The organism is Flavobacterium sp. (genome assembly GCF_027533505.1).
Classification (GTDB): Bacteria; Bacteroidota; Bacteroidia; order Flavobacteriales; family Flavobacteriaceae; genus Flavobacterium.
Genome location: NZ_JAPZUB010000001.1, coordinates 1 through 21,332 on the forward strand (window position 1 = coordinate 1; position 21,332 = coordinate 21,332).

At 41.5% G+C, this 21,332-nt stretch carries 24 protein-coding genes; 9 read left to right on the forward strand and 15 right to left on the reverse strand.

Annotation, left to right across the window (positions count from 1 at the left end; translation table 11 throughout):
• Positions 1 to 198, reverse strand: a 198-nt coding sequence (locus O9316_RS00005; protein ID WP_298203988.1) for a hypothetical protein, incomplete at its 3' end; no start/stop codon positions are given.
• A gap of 180 nt (positions 199 to 378) precedes the next feature.
• Between O9316_RS00005 and hflX the strand changes: the two genes are divergently transcribed.
• Positions 379 to 1,602 carry a GTPase HflX gene (gene hflX / locus O9316_RS00010; protein WP_298203989.1) on the forward strand — a complete coding sequence of 408 codons (1,224 nt, stop codon included), beginning with the start codon at positions 379 to 381 and terminating at the stop codon, positions 1,600 to 1,602.
• Positions 1,603 to 1,637: 35 nt separating this feature from the next.
• Here hflX and O9316_RS00015 read toward each other — a convergent pair whose 3' ends face one another.
• The 6 genes from O9316_RS00015 to O9316_RS00040 all read right to left on the reverse strand — a co-directional run bounded on the left by O9316_RS00015 (position 1,638) and on the right by O9316_RS00040 (position 5,539).
• Positions 1,638 to 2,519 carry a DUF3078 domain-containing protein gene (locus tag O9316_RS00015; RefSeq protein WP_298203990.1) on the reverse strand — a complete coding sequence of 294 codons (882 nt, stop codon included), beginning with the start codon at positions 2,517 to 2,519 and terminating at the stop codon, positions 1,638 to 1,640.
• Positions 2,520 to 2,595: 76 nt separating this feature from the next.
• The gene (locus O9316_RS00020) at positions 2,596 to 3,111 is read right to left on the reverse strand and encodes a DUF2480 family protein (protein WP_298203991.1); all 516 of its coding nucleotides are present in this window, start codon (positions 3,109 to 3,111) and stop codon (positions 2,596 to 2,598) included.
• 7 nt (positions 3,112 to 3,118) lie between these two features.
• Positions 3,119 to 3,442 (reverse strand): SUF system Fe-S cluster assembly protein, encoded by a 324-nt coding sequence (locus O9316_RS00025; protein WP_073360164.1) that lies wholly within the window; start codon positions 3,440 to 3,442, stop codon positions 3,119 to 3,121.
• Between the two features lie 10 nt (positions 3,443 to 3,452).
• A complete protein-coding gene (locus O9316_RS00030) occupies positions 3,453 to 3,878 on the reverse strand; it encodes a SufE family protein (protein ID WP_298203992.1) in 426 nt (141 codons plus the stop codon).
• 6 nt (positions 3,879 to 3,884) lie between these two features.
• The gene (locus O9316_RS00035; protein WP_298203993.1) at positions 3,885 to 4,313 is read right to left on the reverse strand and encodes a hypothetical protein; all 429 of its coding nucleotides are present in this window, start codon (positions 4,311 to 4,313) and stop codon (positions 3,885 to 3,887) included.
• Positions 4,314 to 4,324: 11 nt separating this feature from the next.
• Positions 4,325 to 5,539 (reverse strand): cysteine desulfurase, encoded by a 1,215-nt coding sequence (locus O9316_RS00040; RefSeq protein WP_298203994.1) that lies wholly within the window; start codon positions 5,537 to 5,539, stop codon positions 4,325 to 4,327.
• A gap of 156 nt (positions 5,540 to 5,695) precedes the next feature.
• Between O9316_RS00040 and O9316_RS00045 the strand changes: the two genes are divergently transcribed.
• Positions 5,696 to 7,045, forward strand: coding sequence for a serine hydrolase (locus O9316_RS00045; protein WP_298203995.1), 1,350 nt, complete (start codon positions 5,696 to 5,698; stop codon positions 7,043 to 7,045).
• A gap of 44 nt (positions 7,046 to 7,089) precedes the next feature.
• Here O9316_RS00045 and sufD read toward each other — a convergent pair whose 3' ends face one another.
• The 7 genes from sufD to O9316_RS00075 form a co-directional block, all read right to left on the reverse strand.
• Entirely contained in the window at positions 7,090 to 8,406 is a 1,317-nt protein-coding gene (sufD, locus tag O9316_RS00050) for a Fe-S cluster assembly protein SufD (RefSeq protein WP_298203996.1), read from the reverse strand.
• A gap of 37 nt (positions 8,407 to 8,443) precedes the next feature.
• Positions 8,444 to 8,686, reverse strand: a complete 243-nt coding sequence (locus O9316_RS13055; protein ID WP_366941500.1) for a four helix bundle protein — start codon at positions 8,684 to 8,686, stop codon at positions 8,444 to 8,446.
• The gene (locus O9316_RS13060) at positions 8,686 to 8,832 is read right to left on the reverse strand and encodes a four helix bundle protein (RefSeq protein ID WP_366941501.1); all 147 of its coding nucleotides are present in this window, start codon (positions 8,830 to 8,832) and stop codon (positions 8,686 to 8,688) included. The genes O9316_RS13055 and O9316_RS13060 overlap by 1 nt, the downstream gene beginning before the upstream one ends.
• A gap of 72 nt (positions 8,833 to 8,904) precedes the next feature.
• Positions 8,905 to 9,654 carry a Fe-S cluster assembly ATPase SufC gene (gene sufC / locus O9316_RS00060; protein WP_298203997.1) on the reverse strand — a complete coding sequence of 250 codons (750 nt, stop codon included), beginning with the start codon at positions 9,652 to 9,654 and terminating at the stop codon, positions 8,905 to 8,907.
• Between the two features lie 54 nt (positions 9,655 to 9,708).
• A complete protein-coding gene (locus O9316_RS00065) occupies positions 9,709 to 10,101 on the reverse strand; it encodes a four helix bundle protein (RefSeq protein WP_298203998.1) in 393 nt (130 codons plus the stop codon).
• A 30-nt stretch (positions 10,102 to 10,131) separates the two neighbouring features.
• Positions 10,132 to 11,580, reverse strand: coding sequence for a Fe-S cluster assembly protein SufB (gene sufB / locus O9316_RS00070; RefSeq protein WP_298203999.1), 1,449 nt, complete (start codon positions 11,578 to 11,580; stop codon positions 10,132 to 10,134).
• Positions 11,581 to 11,608: 28 nt separating this feature from the next.
• The gene (locus O9316_RS00075; RefSeq protein WP_298204000.1) at positions 11,609 to 11,938 is read right to left on the reverse strand and encodes an iron-sulfur cluster assembly accessory protein; all 330 of its coding nucleotides are present in this window, start codon (positions 11,936 to 11,938) and stop codon (positions 11,609 to 11,611) included.
• A gap of 169 nt (positions 11,939 to 12,107) precedes the next feature.
• Here O9316_RS00075 and O9316_RS00080 point away from each other — a divergent pair, with 169 nt between their 5' ends.
• From O9316_RS00080 to O9316_RS00110, 7 genes are all read left to right on the forward strand, one after another.
• Positions 12,108 to 12,971, forward strand: a complete 864-nt coding sequence (locus tag O9316_RS00080) for an MBL fold metallo-hydrolase (protein WP_298204001.1) — start codon at positions 12,108 to 12,110, stop codon at positions 12,969 to 12,971.
• Positions 12,972 to 13,040: 69 nt separating this feature from the next.
• Positions 13,041 to 14,666: a S8 family peptidase gene (locus O9316_RS00085; protein WP_298204002.1), complete on the forward strand. Its 1,626-nt coding sequence runs from the start codon at positions 13,041 to 13,043 to the stop codon at positions 14,664 to 14,666.
• A 141-nt stretch (positions 14,667 to 14,807) separates the two neighbouring features.
• Positions 14,808 to 16,673 carry a M1 family metallopeptidase gene (locus O9316_RS00090; RefSeq protein ID WP_298204003.1) on the forward strand — a complete coding sequence of 622 codons (1,866 nt, stop codon included), beginning with the start codon at positions 14,808 to 14,810 and terminating at the stop codon, positions 16,671 to 16,673.
• A 957-nt stretch (positions 16,674 to 17,630) separates the two neighbouring features.
• A complete protein-coding gene (locus tag O9316_RS00095) occupies positions 17,631 to 18,044 on the forward strand; it encodes a hypothetical protein (RefSeq protein ID WP_298346822.1) in 414 nt (137 codons plus the stop codon).
• 3 nt (positions 18,045 to 18,047) lie between these two features.
• Positions 18,048 to 18,452, forward strand: a complete 405-nt coding sequence (gene rnpA, locus O9316_RS00100; protein WP_298204005.1) for a ribonuclease P protein component — start codon at positions 18,048 to 18,050, stop codon at positions 18,450 to 18,452.
• Complete coding sequence (locus O9316_RS00105; protein ID WP_298204096.1) at positions 18,445 to 20,073, forward strand: S41 family peptidase; 1,629 nt, start codon at positions 18,445 to 18,447, stop codon at positions 20,071 to 20,073. The genes rnpA and O9316_RS00105 overlap by 8 nt, the downstream gene beginning before the upstream one ends.
• Complete coding sequence (locus O9316_RS00110; RefSeq protein ID WP_298204006.1) at positions 20,070 to 20,888, forward strand: OmpA family protein; 819 nt, start codon at positions 20,070 to 20,072, stop codon at positions 20,886 to 20,888. Before O9316_RS00105 ends, O9316_RS00110 begins: the two co-directional genes overlap by 4 nt.
• On the opposite strand, the gene O9316_RS00115 is transcribed toward O9316_RS00110, so the two are convergent.
• Positions 20,885 to 21,331 (reverse strand): GNAT family N-acetyltransferase, encoded by a 447-nt coding sequence (locus tag O9316_RS00115; RefSeq protein WP_298204007.1) that lies wholly within the window; start codon positions 21,329 to 21,331, stop codon positions 20,885 to 20,887. The genes O9316_RS00110 and O9316_RS00115 overlap by 4 nt on opposite strands.
• Position 21,332: the final 1 nt, after the last annotated feature.

Here is a 21,332-nt window from a genome sequence, read left to right on the forward strand (position 1 = left end):
CCAGCGGCGTGTCCCCACACCGTTGTCAAAAACAGCCCACTGGTTACCCGTGGCTCCCGTTCCCAAAGTCCAAGGCGATGGATTTGTAGCTACGTCCGGACCGGTCGTATTCTCAAATCCCTCAACTCCTGGAGTTGGAAATTGGGCAAACCCAAAAAAAGTACACAGTAAAGCAAGAACGAAAGTAATTTTCTTCATTTACAATGGAGATTAAGTTAATTAAAGTATAGTGTTCGAATGATTTAATCTCCAAATTTAAAAAAAAATCTGAATCTCAGCGGAAAAACTCAATTTTAAGACGTATTCGATGGGTTTGATTGGGTATTTGAAAAAAAAAGTAAACATTATTACCTATTTTTGTAGTCTGTTTTTGAAGTTATGCTGGAAAAGGAAAAAATAAATTTTGAAAAAACGGTACTAGTCGGTATCGTTACACAATTTCAAAATGAAGATAAATTAAAAGAATATTTAGACGAATTAGCATTTCTAACGTTTACAGCGGGAGGAGAGGTGGTAAAGCGGTTTTGGCAAAAACTAGACAGGCCCAATCCCAAGACCTTTTTAGGTACAGGTAAAATGGATGAAATTCATTTGTTTGTTAAAGAACATGCGATATCTACCGTTATTTTTGATGATGAACTTTCCCCTTCTCAACAAAAAAACATTTCCAAAATACTCGATTGCAAGGTATTGGATCGAACCAATCTCATCCTAGATATTTTTGCGCAACGGGCCGAAACATCGTATGCGCGAACCCAAGTTGAATTGGCTCAATGCCAATATTTGTTACCGCGTCTTTCGGGTATGTGGACCCACTTGGAACGTCAAAAAGGAGGAATTGGGTTGAGAGGTCCAGGAGAAACCGAAATTGAAACCGACCGCCGAATCGTAAGGGATCGAATCGCTTTATTAAAAGAAAAAATTCGCACCATAGATAAACAAATGGCGGTGCAACGAAGCAACCGTGGCGCTATGGTTCGTGTCGCCTTAGTTGGATACACTAATGTAGGAAAATCCACCTTAATGAATGCCGTAGGGAAAAGTGATGTTTTTGTTGAAAATAAACTTTTCGCTACACTTGACACTACTGTTCGAAAAGTTGTCGTGAAAAACTTACCCTTCTTGCTCTCTGACACTGTAGGATTTATTCGAAAACTCCCAACACAGCTGATCGAATCCTTCAAAAGCACCTTGGATGAAGTTAGAGAAGCCGATTTGCTCCTCCATGTTGTCGACATTTCGCATCCTGATTTTGAAGAACATATTGAATCGGTAAATCAAATTTTAACCGACATTAAAAGTAGCGACAAACCGACCTTAATGATTTTTAATAAAATTGATGCGTACCAACACGATATTATAGCTGAAGATGATTTAACCACCGAACGAACCCGAAAACACTATACTTTGGAGGAATGGAAACAAACGTGGATGAGTCATTTGGGGGAAGATCACACCATATTTATCTCTGCCACCGAAAAAGCCAATTTTGAAGAATTTAGAGAAAAAGTATACGAAGCCGTTCGGAAAATTCACATCACCCGTTTTCCCTACAACAAATTCTTATATCCCGACTACAAAGACGCGGTGGAAAATGAGTAACATCTGAAAATCCTTAGGAAATTAGCTCAAGAATATTAAAAATTGTAGTTAACGCCCAAACCGATGATTTGACGCGTTTGAAAACCTGCAAAGGCATTATCGTCATAAATGGTTTGAAAAGCAAAAGTGGTCGTTAAATACTTGTTTACTTTCATGTTTACATTTAGCGTGTAATCCACGTCCACGTTTTGAGCATCTTCATTGTAATTGGAATAGAGGTTTAAAATATTCTCCATCGTTACGTTTTCCATCAACAAACATTTGTAATACCCACTTACTGCAGCACCAAACTCATACCGCATGGTCTCGCCTTGTAAAACCCCAAAAGAACTACCTGTTCGGGTAAAATCGGCATCAACAAGCACTACTTTGGAAGTCGCTGGCGCCACGTTTATTTTAAAACTATCACTGCGTTTCCAAAGTACCCCTGGACCAAACTGCAAGAAAACAGGAGAAAGCAATTTGGAGGTTTTTATTCCTTTTTCAAAACCGGCATCAAATTGAGAACGAAAATTAAAAAACATGGAGTAATACCAAACCTCGGTAAACTTTTTACCTAGTAGCGAATTGAATTGCACCCGGTCATCGGTTTTTTGAAGTTCTTGCTTTTTAATTTTAGTGATACCATATCCCGCGGTCAATTTATTATCCCAGTTCCAAGTATCACTTTTGTAATTAAAATCGTAGCTTAACGAAATGTTTCCTGAAAAACTGGTTTGTCCCCCAGCCAACCAATTATTAAAAATAGCTTGGTTTGCTATAAATGTGGCCAACCCTTTACGCGACCATCCATTGGGCTTTTCTTCGGTGATATTTTTAACGACTTCTTCAGTTTTATTCAAAAGTTCGCGCTCACTCAATTGGGCTTGAACAACACTCATGCTGCACAAGGCAATGAAAATTAAATATTTTTTCACGGAATTTCGGGTTATAAATTCGGCGCAAAAATAGCGATACTTCTGTGATTTCCAAATTGAAAATGAAGAGAGACTTCTACAATTTTGTTGTGCTTTTTTTAAATAAGGGTACTGCCGAACATGCTTCCCCATACATAATGCTTTTGGCAACTTTTTGCAATTTTTGAATCGCAACCACGTAAGCACTATCCGGAACAGGTTTTTTGGAACAGCCTTTTAATATCACAGGCTTATCAGCATAGGAAGAATAATCCAATTGCTCTAAAATGTATTGGTAATAGTGTTCATCTAAGGTTTCAGGGGAACCCAATACAACCCAATATGCTTCCGAAGCGAGGTAAGAACTCACCAAAATGGGAGCCCATGCGGGCAAAATAGCGTCGGTACTACAATACACTGCGCATAGGTGTTCGTGGTATTGTGTCCAATCGTGGTTCTTTAGCGCCTCCCGAAAGTCTTTTTCTTTCAACAAAAATCCTTCCTCAAGCCATTGTGCGATGTCTACACTTGACTTCACTTGTTTTGGATAGTAATCCTCCAAATCAAAAACCATCAAAGCCGACTGGGCAACACGATTTACAATTTCGTCCATGGCGTAGTTACAGCATTCCTAGTTCTAACTTGGCTTCTTCACTCATTAAATCCTTGCTCCATGGCGGATCAAAGGTAATTTCCACCTCACACGATTTCACATGCTCAATTTTTCTAATTTTTTCTTCCACCTCAGCAGGCAAGGTTTCCGCAACGGGGCAATTGGGTGACGTCAACGTCATGAGCACTTTTACTTCATGATCTTCATTAATCATGACATCATAAATTAATCCCAATTCATAAATATCTACTGGAATTTCTGGGTCATAAATGCCTTTTAACACTTTGACCACATTCTCCCCTAAGTTGATGGTATCGTTAAATTCTTCCATATAACTATCGTTAGTTTATATTTTTTGATTGAAAGGCCAACGCGTACATCTTGATTTGTTTGATCATCGACACCAAACCGTTGGCCCGCGTAGGCGATAAATGTTCTTTTAATCCAATTTCATCTACAAAAGTGGTATCGGTTTCCAAAATCACTTTGGGTTCTTGCCCTGAAAACACGCGAATTAACAACGCAATGATTCCTTTGGTCAAGATGGCATCACTGTCGGCAGTAAACCAAATTTTTCCCTCCTTTTCTTCTGCATGAACCCATACTTTCGATTGACAGCCTTTGATAATATTATCCTCGGTTTTGTATTGGGCAGCGATGATTGGTAACGATTTACCCAATTCAATAATATATTCATAGCGTTGCATCCAGTCGTCAAACATGGAAAACTCATCTACAATTGCTTCTTGTATTTCTTGCGTTGTCATAAACGTTTATTCTTTGATTAAAGCCAACAAAGACGTAATCAACGGTTGTATCTCTACAGGAGGTGTTCCGTGATCAAAATCTTTAGTGCGGTAAGTGTTGCCTTTGTATTCTATGGTCAAATTGGCAATGGCTGCACCGTCGTAAAAGCGGGCTTGTGTTGGGTCGGCATAGGTGTTCAATTGCTCCAACGAAATCGTCTTAAACTGACGCACTAAGGCATCCCACTCCGAATCAGAAAGCGTTGAAGCTATTACGGTAGCGTCTTTCCCACGGCCATTTTCATAGGTCAATTCTTTATTTTCCAAAACAATCACTTTGTGTATGCCGCGACTGTGTGCCGTGTACGTAAGTTTGGCCGAAGCCAAATCAGCGTTGCTTTGGGTACAACCTTTCCCCATCAAAAGGGTAAATAAAAAGAGAACTAGTGCTTTCATAAACGAAACTTTTAAGATAACATCATCACGGCCTTGTGCAGTGCTTCTACAAAAGTATCAATTTCTTCTTTGGTATTGTAAAAAGCAAAACTAGCGCGAACCGTTCCGGGAATTCCGAAGAAATCCATGACGGGTTGGGCACAATGGTGTCCGGTGCGCACCGCTATACCTAACTTATCGACAATCGTGCCAATATCATAGGGGTGAATGCTTCCTACGTTAAATGAGATTACTGAGGTTTTGTGGGCAGCGGTACCATAAATTCGCAACCCTTCTATTTGTAGCAACTTTTGGGTTGCGTATTCCAACAATTCATGTTCGTAGGCTGCGATAGCCTCGAAACCGATTTCATTCAAATAATCAATGGCCGTTCCCAATACGATCCCTCCAGCAATATTGGGTGTGCCTGCTTCAAATTTATGCGGTAAATCGGCATAGGTAGTCTTTTCAAAACTCACGGTGGCAATCATTTCTCCACCGCCTTGATACGGTGGCAACTTCTGCAACCATGCTTCTTTGCCATACAAAATTCCAGTTCCTGTTGGACCACATACTTTATGTCCCGAAAAAACATAAAAATCACAATCCATGGCTTGCACATCGGGTTTTAAATGCGGTGTTGCTTGAGCGCCATCAATTAAAACGGCTGCCCCTACTTCATGTGCTTTTTGAATAATATATTCTACCGGATTAATTGTACCTAACGCATTGGAAATATGATTCACTGTCACGATTTTGGTTTTCTCCGACAATAACGCCTCGTATTCCGATAGCACTAGTTCCCCTTTTTCATTCATGGGGATGACTTTCAATACGGCTTCTGTACGTTCGCACAACATTTGCCAAGGGACTATGTTGCTGTGGTGCTCCATCGCCGAAACCAAGATTTCATCACCCGGTTGCAACAAAGCCGCAAATCCATTTGCTACTGCATTGATGCCATGGGTGGTACCCGAGGTAAAAATGATTTCATGCGGCTCTTTGGCATTCAAATGACGCTGAATCTTGGAGCGAGATGCTTCGTAAGCATCGGTGGCTAGCTGACTCAAAGTGTGGACACCACGGTGAATATTGGCGTTGATTTCGCTGTAATACTTCGTTATAGCATCGAGCACTACTTGGGGCTTTTGCGCTGTAGCACCGTTATCAAAATAGACCAACGGTTTGCCATTTACCTGTTGAGTTAAAATGGGAAAATCCGCGCGAATTTTATGTAGGTCTAGCATTTTATTTAGAATTTTTCTAAATACAAAGATATTAAAACTTTCGCCTTTCTACGGGGATTTAGGTCAATTAACTTTTCCTTATCACTTGTCCATTTGACCCTGTTTTTTGAATCTATTTTTTCTGTACATTAGAATTTCCAAAACCCAGCTTTTCCCATGAAAAAATTCCTGAAAATAGTTGTTGTCTGTATCGTCATTTTTGTATTCGTTTTCTACTTTGCCCTCTACCCAAAACTGGATTTAATCTCGGGGTTTTCTGCCAAAAGTGTTGCTTCGGGAACATTTATTGATAACCGCCCGTTGGACGTGATTGAATCGGGCGATAATGACATTCCGTTGGTGGATTTGGCTCGAAATTCGGTAAACCAAACGAAACAGTTTGCCCTTTCTAGTGTGTATGGTATCAAAGAACGCAAAGCGATTTACCGTCCTGGACTTGGTGCTACATTGATTGATGATGATTTTGACGTTTCGCAACCCTATCTTGTACCACGGCGAACGCTCCAACCCAATACGGCTCTTCCGTATCCTTTTGGAGCGGGTGCGCCCAAAGACAGTACGTTTGCATCTATCGACTATGCCTTACTAAAAAAGACCGTGGCCCAAGCTTTTGATGCCAAGGGTGAAAAAAATAAACGTACACGAGCAGTTGTGGTCTTATACAAAGGACACTTGGTGCATGAACAGTATGCCGACGGGTTTACCAAAGATTCGAGATTGCTAGGATGGTCAATGACGAAGAGTTTGACCGGAACCTATTTCGGAATCCTTCAATACCAAGGGAAAATCGACGTTCGTAAACCCGCACCCATCGCGGCATGGCAAAACGACGACCGCAAAAAGATTACCCTTCACAATTTATTGCAAATGAATTCGGGTTTGGAATGGGAAGAACAGTACGACAAAATTTGTGATGCCACGCAAATGCTTTTCCAAGCGCGCGATATGCCAGCGGTTCAACGCGACAAACCCTTGGTAGGAAAACCCAATGCGAGTTGGAACTACTCCTCGGGGACGACCAACTTATTAAGTGGTATTTTACGGCAACAGTTTCAGTCGCACCAAGACTATCTCGACTTTTGGTACAGCAGTTTGTTGGATAAAATTGGCATGCATTCGGCCCTTGTAGAAACCGATATGGCGGGCAACTTTGTGGGGTCGTCCTACGGTTGGGCCACTCCTAGAGATTGGGCTCGATTTGGACAGTTGTATTTGCAAAAAGGCCTGTGGAATGGGGAGCGTATCTTTGCTGCCGATTGGGCAAACTATGTCGCTACGCCCACCCCAACTTCGGAGGGACGTTATGGCGCACAATTTTGGTTGAATGCGGGGGGTAAATTTCCCGATGTTCCGCGCGATATGTATTACTGCAGCGGGTATCAAGGGCAAATGGTTGCCATTTTCCCCAGCCATGATTTGGTGGTAGTGCGCATGGGATTAAAAGAAGATCCCGGCTTTGATTTCAATGGTTTGTTGCGTGGGATTGTGAAGAGTATCAAAAAATAACGCAGGTCGTTCAACCTGCGTCTTTCGTATATCGAATGGAATTTTTATAAATCAAATCCCAAATTTACCCCTAATTTATTGGCAATAATTTGAGTAATGCGCTGTTTCAATTCGGGGATTTTGATACTTTCAATTACCTCATTGGAAAAAGCATACATCAATAAGGCCTTGGCTTCTTTTTTTGGAATACCGCGTTGTTGCATATAAAACATGGCGCTTTCGTCCAATTGACCAATCGTACAGCCGTGGGAACATTTGACATCATCGGCAAAAATTTCCAATTGAGGCTTCGCATTAATCACCGCTTTTTCACTCAACAAGATGTTGTTGTTTTGCTGAAAAGCATCGGTTTTTTGCGCTTCTTTTTCCACAAAAATCTTACCGTTGAAAACTCCGGTTGCGCTGTCATTGACAATGCATTTGTAGTTTTGATGGCTTTCGCAGTTGGGTTGCGCGTGGTGCACCAAGGTGTAATGATCCACATGTTGTTTTCCTCCGATAATGGTAATTCCTTTTAAGGTCGAGTCAATACGTTCGCCTTGGTGGTAGAAATTCAAATTGTTGCGCGTAATGTTGCCTCCAAAAGAGAAGGTATGCACCGAAACGTGACTTTCTTGTTTTTGAGCGATGTAGGTATTGTCAATCAAATTGGCTGAACCCAAATCGTTTTGAATTTTATAATAATCCACAATTGCGCGTTTTTGGGCAAACACCTCAGTAACGGCATTGGTCAATACAGGATTTTCATTCAGACTTTGATGGCGCTCAATGATTTGCACATGGGCATTTTCGCCCACTACAATCAAATTACGCGGTTGAACCATCAAGGCGTTTTCTTGGCCTGTAGAGAAGTAAATAATTTCGATAGGTTTGTCGACCACCTTACTTTTGGGGACATTGATGTAGGCCCCTTCCGCAGCAAAGGCGGTGTTAAGGGAGGTTAAGGTTTCGTCTTTGTTGGCGATTTGATTGAAATAAGTATCCATCACCATTTTGTACTTCGGCTTGGTAAAGGCGGACGACATCAAACAAACATCCAATCCTTCATGCGTAGTTTGCGATAAAAACGAGCTGTATTTTCCATCGATAAATATGACTTTGTAGGTGTCAATTTCATGCAAAAAATACTTCTTAACGTCTTTAAATTCAATCGCCGAGTCATGCTTTGGAAACACCGTAAAATCATGCTTCAAAACGGTATTCAACGAGGTATATTTCCAGGCCTCTTCCTTTTTGGAAGGAAACCCTTTTTGTTCAAAATTCTTAATCGCCGAAGTGCGCACATCGTACAAATCGGAATTCACATCGATCTGTCCTTCAAAGGCCATGAATGAGGAAATAAGCTTTTCTTTCAATTCCATTGTATAAAGTTTCAAGTTTCAGGTTTCAAGTTTAACGTTAACGAAACTTGTTACCCTTGAATTCTTGTTTATTTAAATAGGTGATAAAACTTTGAATCTTACCACTTAGACTTTCATATTGTGTTTTTAGTTCAATGAACCGTTTTTCTGAAATATATTCATAATCTAACAACCGATAGAGCTGTGATCGTGTCTCTCCTGAAGACCCTTTTGCAATTGCTAAATATTGTTTAAATTCAGCATTGCCATCGCGTTCAAAACCTTCTGCAATATTGTCCATTATAGACCGTGAAGAGGCTTTTTTTGTTGTTGAAATCTAAAATCTGTTTTCAGAGGAGTAGTTAAGGAAATTTGATGAATTTCTCTAGCTAGTTTTCTAGCTTCTTGCCAAATCTCGAGGTCTTCAAATCGTTTAATGGTTGCCATGGCTTATAAATTATAGTTTAAAACCTCTAATTTATGTCTTTTCACGGAAACCTGAAACCTGAAACTTGAAACCTAATTCAATTCACTCTTAATCCAATCATACCCTTTTTCTTCCAATTCCAAAGCCAAATCTGCGCCTCCGGTTTTCACGATTTTACCGTCCATCAACACGTGAACATAATCGGGGATAATATAATCCAAGAGACGTTGGTAGTGGGTAATCACCAAAACGGCATTGTTTTCGTTTTTCAACTTGTTTACGCCGTTGGCAACGATACGTAAGGCATCAATATCCAACCCTGAATCGGTCTCATCGAGAATGGCCAATTTGGGTTCTAGCATCGCCATTTGAAAAATCTCGTTGCGCTTTTTCTCCCCGCCTGAAAAACCTTCGTTTAACGAACGTGACAAAAACTTACGGTCCATTTCTAACAACTCTGATTTCTCGCGGATTTTCTTCAACATTTCATTGGCAGGCATTTCCTCTTCGCCGTTTGCTTTACGCTTTTCGTTGATGGCGGTTTTGATGAAATTGGTCACCGAAACTCCAGGAATTTCCACCGGATATTGGAACGATAAAAACACCCCTTTGTGGGCACGCTCTTCGGGAGCCAAATCAGAAATATCTTCCCCATCCAAAACGATTTCTCCTTCCGAAACTTCATAGTTTTCATTCCCAGCAATGATCGAAGACAACGTACTCTTACCGGCACCGTTTGGCCCCATAATCGCGTGTACTTCACCCGCTTTAATTTCTAAATTAATGCCTTTTAAGATGTCTTTATCTTCTACTGAAGCATGTAAATTTTTTATGAATAACATTTTAAATTTGAGATTTGAGATTTGAAATTTGAAATTGCTCCAAAACAAACCTTATTATTTATTGAACTTATTTCCTTTGTATTCTGATTTTTTTAAATAATTCATAAATCCTGAGAGTGATTTGCTGAGTTCTAGACTATCTCCTACTAACTCATTCAACTCATCCTCCGATATATATTTTCTATCAAAAGCTCTATACAGCTGAGAACGGGATTCTCCACAAGAACCTTTAGATATGGTTAAAAAATGAACGAACTCTTTATTACCTTCTCTTTCAAAGCCTTCAGCTATGTTATCCATTACTGAACCCGAAGAATCATGTATCTGATTAATTAATTTGAAATCATTTTTGAACTTTTCAGCATTTGAAATCGTAAAAATTTTATCCGCATAAATCCGTGCATCTTGCCAAATTTTTAAATCTTCAAATTTTGTAATCGTAGCCATAATTTCAAATTTCAAACATCAAATTTCAAATTATCCTACGCTGCCTTCCAACGAAATCTCCAATAATTTCTGGGCTTCCACCGCAAATTCCATCGGTAATTTATTGAGGACTTCTTTGCTAAAACCATTCACAATTAAAGCAATAGCCTTTTCGGTAGGAATTCCGCGTTGGTTGCAATAAAATACTTGATCTTCACCGATTTTGGAAGTTGTCGCCTCATGCTCAATTCTCGCGGTAGCATTTTTACTTTCGATATAGGGAAAGGTATGTGCTCCACATTGGTTCCCCATCAACAACGAGTCACATTGCGAGAAGTTACGCGCATTTTCAGCACGCGCCCCAATTTGGACTAATCCTCTGTAACTGTTTTGGGATTTTCCCGCCGATATTCCTTTAGAAATAATCGTCGAACGGGTGTTTTTCCCTAAATGAATCATCTTCGTTCCCGTGTCGGCTTGTTGGAAGTTGTTGGTCACTGCAATAGAATAAAACTCTCCAATGGAATTATCTCCTTTCAATACGCAGCTCGGATACTTCCAGGTAACTGCTGAACCCGTTTCAACTTGCGTCCACGAGATTTTGGCATTGGTTTCACACAACCCGCGTTTGGTCACAAAGTTGTAGACCCCCCCTTTTCCTTCTTTATTTCCGGGATACCAGTTTTGAACGGTTGAATATTTGATTTCCGCATTATCCAATGCAATCAATTCGACCACCGCCGCGTGCAATTGATTTTCATCGCGACTCGGTGCGGTACAGCCTTCGAGGTAGGACACATAACTGCCTTCATCGGCAATGACAAGCGTACGCTCAAACTGTCCCGTTCCTCCTTGATTGATGCGGAAGTAAGTGGACAATTCCATGGGGCAACGTACGCCTTTAGGAATGTAACAAAAACTTCCATCGGAAAATACGGCTGAATTTAAGGCCGCATAAAAATTGTCTTTTTGGGGAACAACCGAACCAATGTATTTTTGCACCAACTCGGGATGTTCTTGAATGGCTTCGGAAATGGAACAGAAAATAATGCCTTTTTCAGCCAACGTCTTTTTGAACGTAGTCGCCACCGAAACAGAATCCATCACAATATCAACGGCTACACCGGCTAATTTCTTCTGTTCGTCTAACGAGATTCCCAACTTTTTGAAGGTATCCAACAGCTCGGGGTCCACTTCGTCAAGGGAAGCGTATTTATCCTTTTTTTTGGGTGCCGAATAATACGAAATGGCCTGAAAATCGGGCTTTTCGTAATGTACATTAGCCCATTCGGGTTCTACCATTTCGCGCCAAGCACGAAACGCTTCCAAACGCCAATCGGTCATCCACTCGGGCTCGCCTTTCTTTTTGGAAATCGCACGCACGATATCTTCGTTCAATCCAGCAGGAAACGTTTCACTTTCGATATCGGTGTAAAATCCGTACTCGTACTCTTTATTTTCCAATTCGACTTTTAAGTCGTCTTCGGTATATTTTGCCATGGGTTTGTTGTAAAATTAAAAATTGGAATTAGAGCGAAAAACTCTCCCCACATCCACACGTGCGACTCGCATTGGGATTATTAAAAACAAAGCCTTTCCCATTCAACCCGCCTGAATATTCCAAAACAGTTCCTGCTAAGTACAAAAAGGACTTTTTCTCTACGGCGATGCGAACGTTGTTGTCTTCGAAAACTTTATCGTTTTCTCCGATCGACTTATCAAATTTTAACTCATAAGACAAACCGGAACATCCACCGCTTTTCACCCCAACACGAACATAGTCGTGAGCGGCATCAAAACCGTCGTCATGCATCATTTCGACAATTTTTTTACTGGCTGATTCGGACACTTTAATCATAGCTTATTTTAATTTTGTCTAAATTGTTGCAAAGATACACCATAAAGCTTTTCACGCGTCGATTTAACATATTTTTTAGTCGAATTCTTATAAATAAAGTTTATTAAAAGTTCCCGTTTGGATTTTGTACCTTGTCCACCCTAAATAGTGAACGTTTACACGGATTTATATGAAGAAACTCTATGCTATTGAAGCCGGTAACTTTAAGTTGGACGGCGGTGCGATGTTTGGGGTCGTTCCCAAAACCATTTGGCACAAAACCAATCCGGCGGATGCCAACAACCTCATCGATATCGCGGCGCGTTGTCTGCTGATTGAAGAGGGAGATCGACTAATTTTGATTGACACGGGAATGGGCAACAAACAGTCGGAAAAATTCTTCAGTTATTATTCCCTTTGGGGCGATCATTCGCTCGACACTTCGTTAGCCCAACATGGGTTTCACCGCGACGATGTAACCGATGTATTTATGACGCACTTGCATTTTGACCATTGTGGCGGTAGTGTGAACCGTAAAGCCTCAGGGGAAGGCTATGAAGTGGCGTTTAAAAATGCTAACTATTGGACCAACGAAAACCACTGGCAGTGGGCTACCCAACCCAATGCGCGGGAAAAAGCCTCTTTTTTACATGAAAATATTATCCCGATGCAAGAAAGTGGTCAGTTGCATTTTATCAAACGCCCTGAAAGTGATTTTGGCTTTTCCACCGAAATGGGCTTCAACATCTTTTATGCCGACGGTCATACCGAAAAGCAAATGTTGCCCCACATTTCATACGGTGATAAAACGATTGTTTTTTGTGCCGATTTATTAGCTACCGCGGGCCATATTCCGATTCCTTATGTGATGGGTTATGATACGCGACCGCTATTGACCTTGGATGAAAAAACAAAATTCTTGACCGCGGCGGCTGATCAGGGTTACTATTTATGGTTGGAACACGATGCACATAATCCTATTGTAACCGTGAAGCACACCGAAAAAGGCATCCGTCTCGATCAGGTGTATCGTTTGGAAGATATCTTAATCTAATGTTAATCGATAAGGCTTTTGTGATAAAAGCCAATATTTTTAACCCCAATTATGGCAAATTGCCTTGAAATGAAAATTATGTTGCACTTGAATTTTGAAAAATCAGCATGGATTGCTCTTGTTGCTGCTTCCTTGCTCACCGGTTGTGGATCGTCTAATGCGCCATTTATAAACACCGATCCGGCAAAAATTGACAAAACAGTTTTAAAAACAACCCCGATTAAGGAATCCGATTTAAAACGATGGAGTCATTTGGACTTGATTAAAGATACGGTCCCGGGGATGAGTGTGGACCGCGCATATGCCGAATTATTAAAAAAGCGTAAAGGAACGAAAGTTATCGTAGGCGTTATTGATTCGGGCGTGGATATTGATCATCCGGATTTGAAAGGGCGAATTTGGACGAATGCCAAAGAAATTCCCAACAACAATATCGATGATGACAAAAATGGATTTGTGGATGATGTGCATGGGTGGAACTTTTTGGGCGAGGCTACCGATATGAATTTGGAACTTACCCGTATCGTTAAAAAAGGCGATGACGGTTCTGATACGTACAAACGTGCTAAAGCAGAACTGGACCAAAAGTTGCAGGAAATGAAACAGCAAAAGCCACAAGTCGATATGATTGCGAAGGCCGACAAAGACATTCGAACCTTCTTGAAAAAAGAAACCTACACGAAAGAAGACCTCAAAGGAATAAGCACCACCGATGCTAATCTCAACCGCAGTAAAATGATTATGATGAGTATTGCGGCCCAAGCGGGTGACGAATTTCAAGAAGAAATCAAATCGTATGTGGATTATATTTATGACCAAATCAATTACAACCTCAACGTAGATTTTGACGGTCGAAAAGTGGTAGGGGACAATCCTGAAGATTTGAATAACCGCAACTACGGTAATGGTAATGTAAAAGGGCCTGATGTAGCGGATGCTTCACACGGTACACACGTAGCAGGAATTATTGCCCAAGTGAGAGGCAACGGCATTGGCGGCGATGGAGTAATGGCTAAAAATGTTGAAATCATGGCAATTCGTGCGGTACCCAATGGCGATGAATACGATAAAGACATTGCCTTGGCGATACGTTATGCGGTGGATAATGGCGCCAAAGTCATCAACGGTAGTTTTGGAAAAGATTATTCTCCGCACAAAGAATGGGTGTGGGATGCCATTAAATATGCCGAAAGTAAAGATGTGCTTATCGTACACGCGGCAGGGAACGACAGCAAAGACATTGATGTAGAACCCAATTTCCCTACCGATGAAGTCAACGGAAAGGAAATGGCCGATAATCTTATTACCATCGGAGCCTTAAATACCGCGACAGGTGCTAAAATGGTCGCTGATTTTTCTAATTACGGACAAAAAAATGTAGACGTTTTCGCGCCTGGAGTGAAAATCTACGCTACCTATCCCAACAACAAATACAAATACGAACAAGGTACTTCGATGGCTGCTCCTAATGCAGCGGGCGTTGCAGCGTTAATCCGTTCGTATTACCCTTCTTTGACTGCTTCACAGGTGAAACACATTTTGATGGATTCAGGAATTGCTATTGCAACCAATGTAGGTGTTGGCGAGGAGAAAGTACAAATTCCATTCAGCGCCACTTGCGTATCGGGTAAAATAGTGAATGCCTACAATGCCTTGCTGATGGCGGATAAAATGGTACGTGCGGCTAAAAACTAAGCGAGTGTTAGGGTGAACCGTTGCATGCATTCGGTTTTCATTACCTCATTTTAAAATAAATCAAAAACACTTAACATGCCACAAGTTACCTCGTAGTTTGTGGCATTTTTGACTATAATTAACCCCTTGTATCTTACGCTTATGAAACCACTTTTGATTTTTGGAACCTTCTTCTGTTCCTTATTGTGTCAAGCACAAAAAGGGTATTGGCAACAACATGTTGATTACAAAATGGAAGTCTCCATGGATGTTACCACCTATCGCTACACGGGAACCCAAGAACTCATTTACACCAATAATTCGCCCGATACCTTGCAAACGGTGTACTACCATTTGTACAACAACGCATTTCAACCGGGTAGTGAAATGGACATGCGCATCCAACACATCAAAGATCCTGACAGCCGCATGGTGAACAAAATCAAAGAGGGCGATAAGGAAATCAAACAGAGTCGCATTGCGCTACTCAAGTCGGATGAAATAGGATATTTGAACGTTAGCAATGTACGTCAAGCCGGCGCACTCCTAGAAACCACCGTGAGCGGAACCTTGCTCAAAGTACCGCTAGCCGCGCCTTTGCTTCCAGGGAAATCAACGGTGCTTACGCTTCAGTTTGAAGGTCAAGTTCCTTTGCAAATTCGACGTTCAGGACGAAACAATCGCGAAGGGGTTGCCCTTTCGATGAGTCAGTGGTATCCTAAAATGGCCGAATTTGATTTTGAAGGCTGGCATGTGGACCCATATATTGCTCGAGAATTTCAGGGTGTTTGGGGCAATTTTGATGTGAAAATCACCATTGACAAATCGTACATTCTCGGCGGTACAGGGTATTTGCAAAACGGAAATGAAATCGGATACAACTATCAAGATTCGGGGGTAAAAGTGACTATTCCAAAGAAGCAAAAAACGCTGACATGGCATTTTGTGGCCCCGCAGGTTCACGATTTTACCTGGGCGGCCGATCCCGATTATGTACATGACGTAGTACAAGGTCCGAATGGAGTCGCGCTTCATTTTTTATACAAAAACAAACCTGAAATAGCACTCACCTGGAAGGCGGTACAACCCAAAGTAGTAACCATCATGGATTTGTTCAATTATTGGGTGGGACCTTATCCGTACAAGCAATACAGTGTGATTCAAGGCGGCGATGGTGGTATGGAATATGCCATGTGTACCTTGATTTTGGGCGAAGGCGAATTGAACGGTTTAACTGGTTTAATTGCACACGAGATGGGCCATTCTTGGTTTCAGCATATCTTGGCCACCAACGAAAGTAAACACCCATGGATGGATGAAGGGTTTACGTCGTATATCGAAGACCGTGCCATGAACACGCTATCACCGCAACCTGTGGCCAATCCGTATGCGGGAGCTTACAAAGCCTATATTAATTTGGCCAACAGCGGTAAAGAACAGCCCTTATCAACGCATGCCGACCGCTATGATGAGAACCGCAGTTACAGTATTGCTTCCTACAGCAAAGGAGAAGTGTTTTTGGCACAATTGGAATACCTTTTAGGGCGTGTGAACCTTGATAAAATCTTACGCCGTTATTACCAAGACTTCAAGTTCAAACACCCAACTCCGAACGACATCAAACGCACAGCCGAGCGGGTTTCGGGTGCGGTGTTGGATTGGTATTTAATTGATTTTACCCAAACCACCAACACGATTGACTACAGCATTGCCTCGGTGGAGGAAAAAGAGGGGGCCGCTGTCGTTAATCTAGAGCGTTTGGGCCGCATGCCGATGCCAATTGACTTGCAGGTGACCTACACCGACGGTTCGAAAGAAAATTTCTATATTCCGTTGCGGATGATGCATTATATCAAACCCAACCCCGACCCTGAATTACCGCGTAAAGTTTTAACAGACTGGACTTGGGGCAATCCGCGTTATCAATTCCGCATCGAAAAACCATTAGCCAATATAAAGAGCATTGTGATTGATCCAACAGGGTTGATGGCGGATGTGAAGGGGAATAATAATAAGTTTGAAAGGTAGGGGCGCATTAAAGGAGCCGCTGAGAAGCTGAGCCGCTAAGCTGCTGAGTAAATTTTTAAAACATTATAACTCTGCAACTTTTGCGCTTAAATACCAATTCAAGACTATGAAAACTATGTCACTATTTGGTTGATTAAACGTTAACCACATAGAAACATAGTTATACATAGCTTCTGCTATTGCTCTGTATTTTTAGCCGCTGAGTAAATCCCTTTTAAACATCAAAAAATTGCAACCCACCCGTAGTGTCACGCTGCGGGTTTTTGTTTCAGGTTTCTCCCGAAATTTCGGGATCAAGTTTCAGGTTTCAGGTTTCAGGTTTCAAGTGCTGTGTGTGAAGCAAGGGATGGGATTTCTCCCCCGCTCCGCCACTGACTCCCGCCTTTGCGGTTAAAAAACTTCGTGCAACTTTGTGGAAAACATCGTGTGCCTTTGTGCTCCTTAATCTTACCATTAAGTAATTAAAAAGGCCAAAGGCCGTGAACGTAGTTAACTTAAAATCATCATCAAACTTGGCGAACTTTGCGCAACCTTTGCTTCTTTGCGGTGAAAAAAGCTCCTGAGATCCTGAGCTGCTAAGCTTCTGAGCAAATGATTTTTAAACATCAAAACGCCGCAACTTTTACACTTAATTACCAATTAAAACTATATCACTATGTGGTTGATTAAATTTTAACCCCATAATAACATAGTTACACATAGCGTCTACTGTTGTGCTATATTTTTAAACTACTGAGCCCTAGAAATGCTGAGCTACATTCCAACAAAGTAACGCTCTATTAATCGTCACGAAACTATGACTGTGACTCCTGACATATTTAAACTTTTCCACATAAAAGTGCACACTTCAACTTGAAACTTGTAACTCCCTCAAATATTTCCAATTATTCCACGTTTGCAGGGTAGGTGTTTTTCTAACTTAGAATTTGTAGTTTTACACCGTATAATTTTTTCAGGATGAAATATTTACGACTTCTCTTACTTTTAGGGCTTTTGGTGGCGGGAATACAACCGGTTTCAGCACAAAAATACCGCTTTAAAGCCAGCAGTTTAAGTATTATGGATCGGGACAAAAAAGGGCAGTGGTCGGAATGGTCGGAGTTTAAACCCGCCGATGTGGTTATTACCCTTGATGGTGATAAAGACCGGATTGTGGTGCATTCGAAAGACATCCAATTGTACCGCATCACCGCCTATTATGATAAAATTGCCAACGATAAAGAAGAAACCCTTGGGTTTGAATGCTTGGATAACAATGGGGAAATGTGTGTAATTTTGTTGGTGACCCGTAAAGATGAAGGGGGACGCATGCAATTTTACATCAATTACCGCGATTTGAATATGGTGTATAACGTCTATAATTCGAAGTAACTTTTGGAAAAACTAAAGACGGCTTGTTATCCTAAAACGGAAAAACTAAAGCGGCAAAAACTAATTGAACGGCTTTTTACGGAGGGACAAAGCGTGGGACAATTTCCGTTGCGCTTGGTGTTTCTCTCGGTACCCGAGAATACGGTGCCGCTCCAAATAGCGGTTTCGGTTTCCAAAAAGTATTTCAAAAAAGCCGTTGACCGTAATTATTTCAAAAGGGTATTGCGCGAATGCTATCGAAAGCACCAACACCAAATCAAAGACCAGCTCATCGAACCCCAAGTGATGTTGTTTTTTTACCAAACCCGCGACCGTTTGCCGTTTGCCGAAATCGAAGCAAAAACACAACTTTTATTTGCCAAATGGGCGAAAATCCAAAGCACCCAAAAAAATGAAAAAGATGTTTAAAAAGTATAAAAAAAGGTATGTCTTGCCCGTATTGGCGGCGGGAATGTTATTTGTAGGCACTAGTTTTAAAGACGATTTTTTTGAAATTGCCAAACAGATTGAAATCTTTACCACACTGTTTAAAACGGTCAACCAAAACTATGTGGATGAAGTCAATCCCGCCGAGTTAATGGACAAAGCCATCAAAAGCATGTTGGCCGATTTGGACCCGTATACCAACTATTTCAACGAACAGGATGTGGTGAAATTCAAAATCAACAATACCGGAGAATACACGGGTATTGGGGCTATGATTTCGCGCAAAGAAGATAAGTTAATCATCAAGGAGCCCTATAAAGGCTATCCTGCGGATAAAGCGGGACTCAAAGCGGGGGATGCTATTATTCAAATTGGCGATGTATTGTTGGCCGACTTTAAAGACGATGCTTCACAGTTATTGAAAGGGGCCAAAAACACCAAAGTGGCTGTCAAATATCTGCGCCAGGGAAAAACCATGGAGACCACGATTGTGTTGGATGAAGTCGAAATCAACGCCGTGCCCTACTTTGGAATGGTCGATGCCAAAACGGGGTATATCGTCTTGTCGGCTTTTAACCGCAAAACCACGACGGAAACCAAAGAAGCGCTGGAGAAATTGAAAGCCCAAGGCGCCGAGCGTATTATACTAGACTTGCGCGGCAACCCCGGGGGATTATTAAATGAAGCGGTCAATATTTGCAGTTTGTTTGTCCCCAAAGGCGAAACCATTGTAACCACCAAATCGAAAAACGAAAAATACAACGCAACCTACAAAACCACCCGAGAACCCGTAGATCTCTCCATTCCCTTGGCGATTATTGTCGATGGAAAAAGTGCCTCGGCTTCTGAAATTGTTTCGGGTGCACTGCAAGATTTGGACCGGGCGGTGGTTATTGGCAGTCGAAGTTTTGGAAAAGGATTGGTGCAACGTCCGTTGGATATGACCTACGGTACCCAAGTGAAAGTAACTATTTCTCGCTATTACACGCCTTCGGGACGCTGTATTCAAGCGTTGGATTACGGTCGTAAAGACAAAGATGGAAAGGCGCAAAAAGCGGAAAAATTCAATGCATTTAAAACCAAAAAAGGACGCACCGTGTATGATGGCGGGGGCATTCAACCCGATATTGAAATGGAGGAAACCAAAATGAGCACCATTGCGGAAGTTTTGCAAAAAAATGATGCCATTTTCAATTACGCTACGGCGTATTATTACCGTAATCCCAATGTGGGGAATGCGATTCCTACGTTTAGCTATGCCGACTATGCCGACTTTAAAGCGTTTTTGAAAAAAGAGAAAATTAGCTTTGATACCGAAACCGAATTGGCTTTGAAAGCTACATTGGAAAAAGCGAAAAAAGAAAAAATCGACGAATCCATCAAAACCCAATACGACGCCTTGTTTGCTGCTTTGCAAAAAAGTGAAGAAGCCTTGCTGGATAAACACCAAAAAGAAATCAAACGGTTGATTTTAGACGAATTGATTCGCCGTTACCAATACAAAGAGGGATTGTACCAATACTATGTGAAAAACAATAGTGAAATTGCGCGCGCTACCCAATTGCTCGCAAATCCTTCGGAATATCAAAAAATATTACAATGATAACTCGTTATTTAGTCTTATTGCTCTTTTTTTCTTGGGGAAAAGGATTGGCGCAAGAAGAAATTGTGCATTCGGTGTATTTTGATTTTGACAAATCAGAGGTCAATGATAAGCAAGTAAAGGATATGGTGGCTTTTGTTAAAGGAACCGATTCGACACGCATTGAATCCATCCAAATCTTTGGGTATACCGACGATGTGGGAAAAGAAGATTACAATTTTAAACTCTCTACCAAACGCGCAGGAACGATCCAAACCAAATTGGTTGAAAACGGAATTACCAACAAGATCATTGTAACCATAGAGGGAAAAGGAAAAGTATTGATTGATGATGATATCGTAGCTAATTTACCCGAGAAACGGTCCAAAAACCGACGGGTAGACATCGTGATCAACCTCAGGGAATTGCCCAAGCTCGTGTTGCCAGGGTATTACAACATGCTACAAAAAAACCATGTCGTAGGCGATCACATTATTTTGGATAATATTTTGTTTGAAAAGGGGAGCAGCCGCTTGACTTCAAAAGCCAAACAAGAATTGGATAAAGTGGCTTTGTTGACGTTGCGGTATAGCAATTTACAATTTGAAATCCAAGGCCATGTGTGCTGTACACCGCCCAATCAAAAAGAAGCCATTGACAAAGATACCCGCAAACGAAAACTCTCTGAAAATCGAGCCATGGCGGTATACAAATATTTGGTTTTTCGGCGCGTGCCTAAAAATCGAATGACCTTCAAAGGCTACGGCAATACCAAACCGTTGGGAAAAGATCCGCAGTATGACCGTCGGGTGGAACTCGTGATTACCAAAATTTAGTTTTTGCGCATACGCACATGGGGAATATCGTCTTCGAGATACGGCTCGCTGATGCTTTCAAATCCGTGTGATTCATAAAATTTCTCGAGATAACACTGGGCCGAAATCGTAATGGGTTGTGGACCCATCAAATCATAGAGCGCTGCTATGGCTGCTTTCATCAATGCATGTCCCGCTTGAATGCCCCGAAAATCGGGATGCACCACCACACGACCGATGGACGATTCGGTAAAATAATCGCCCGGTGCAAACAAACGCGCATAGGCCACCAACGTGTCGCCTTCGTAGCCTAAAACATGCCATGCTTTTTGATCTTTGCTGTCAATATCCAAATAGACGCAATTTTGCTCTACAACAAAGACAATAGAGCGGAGTTTTAGGGATTCGTATAGTTCGTCTAAAGAAAGTTCGTTAAATCGCTTTATTTTGAATTTTGGTGCCATA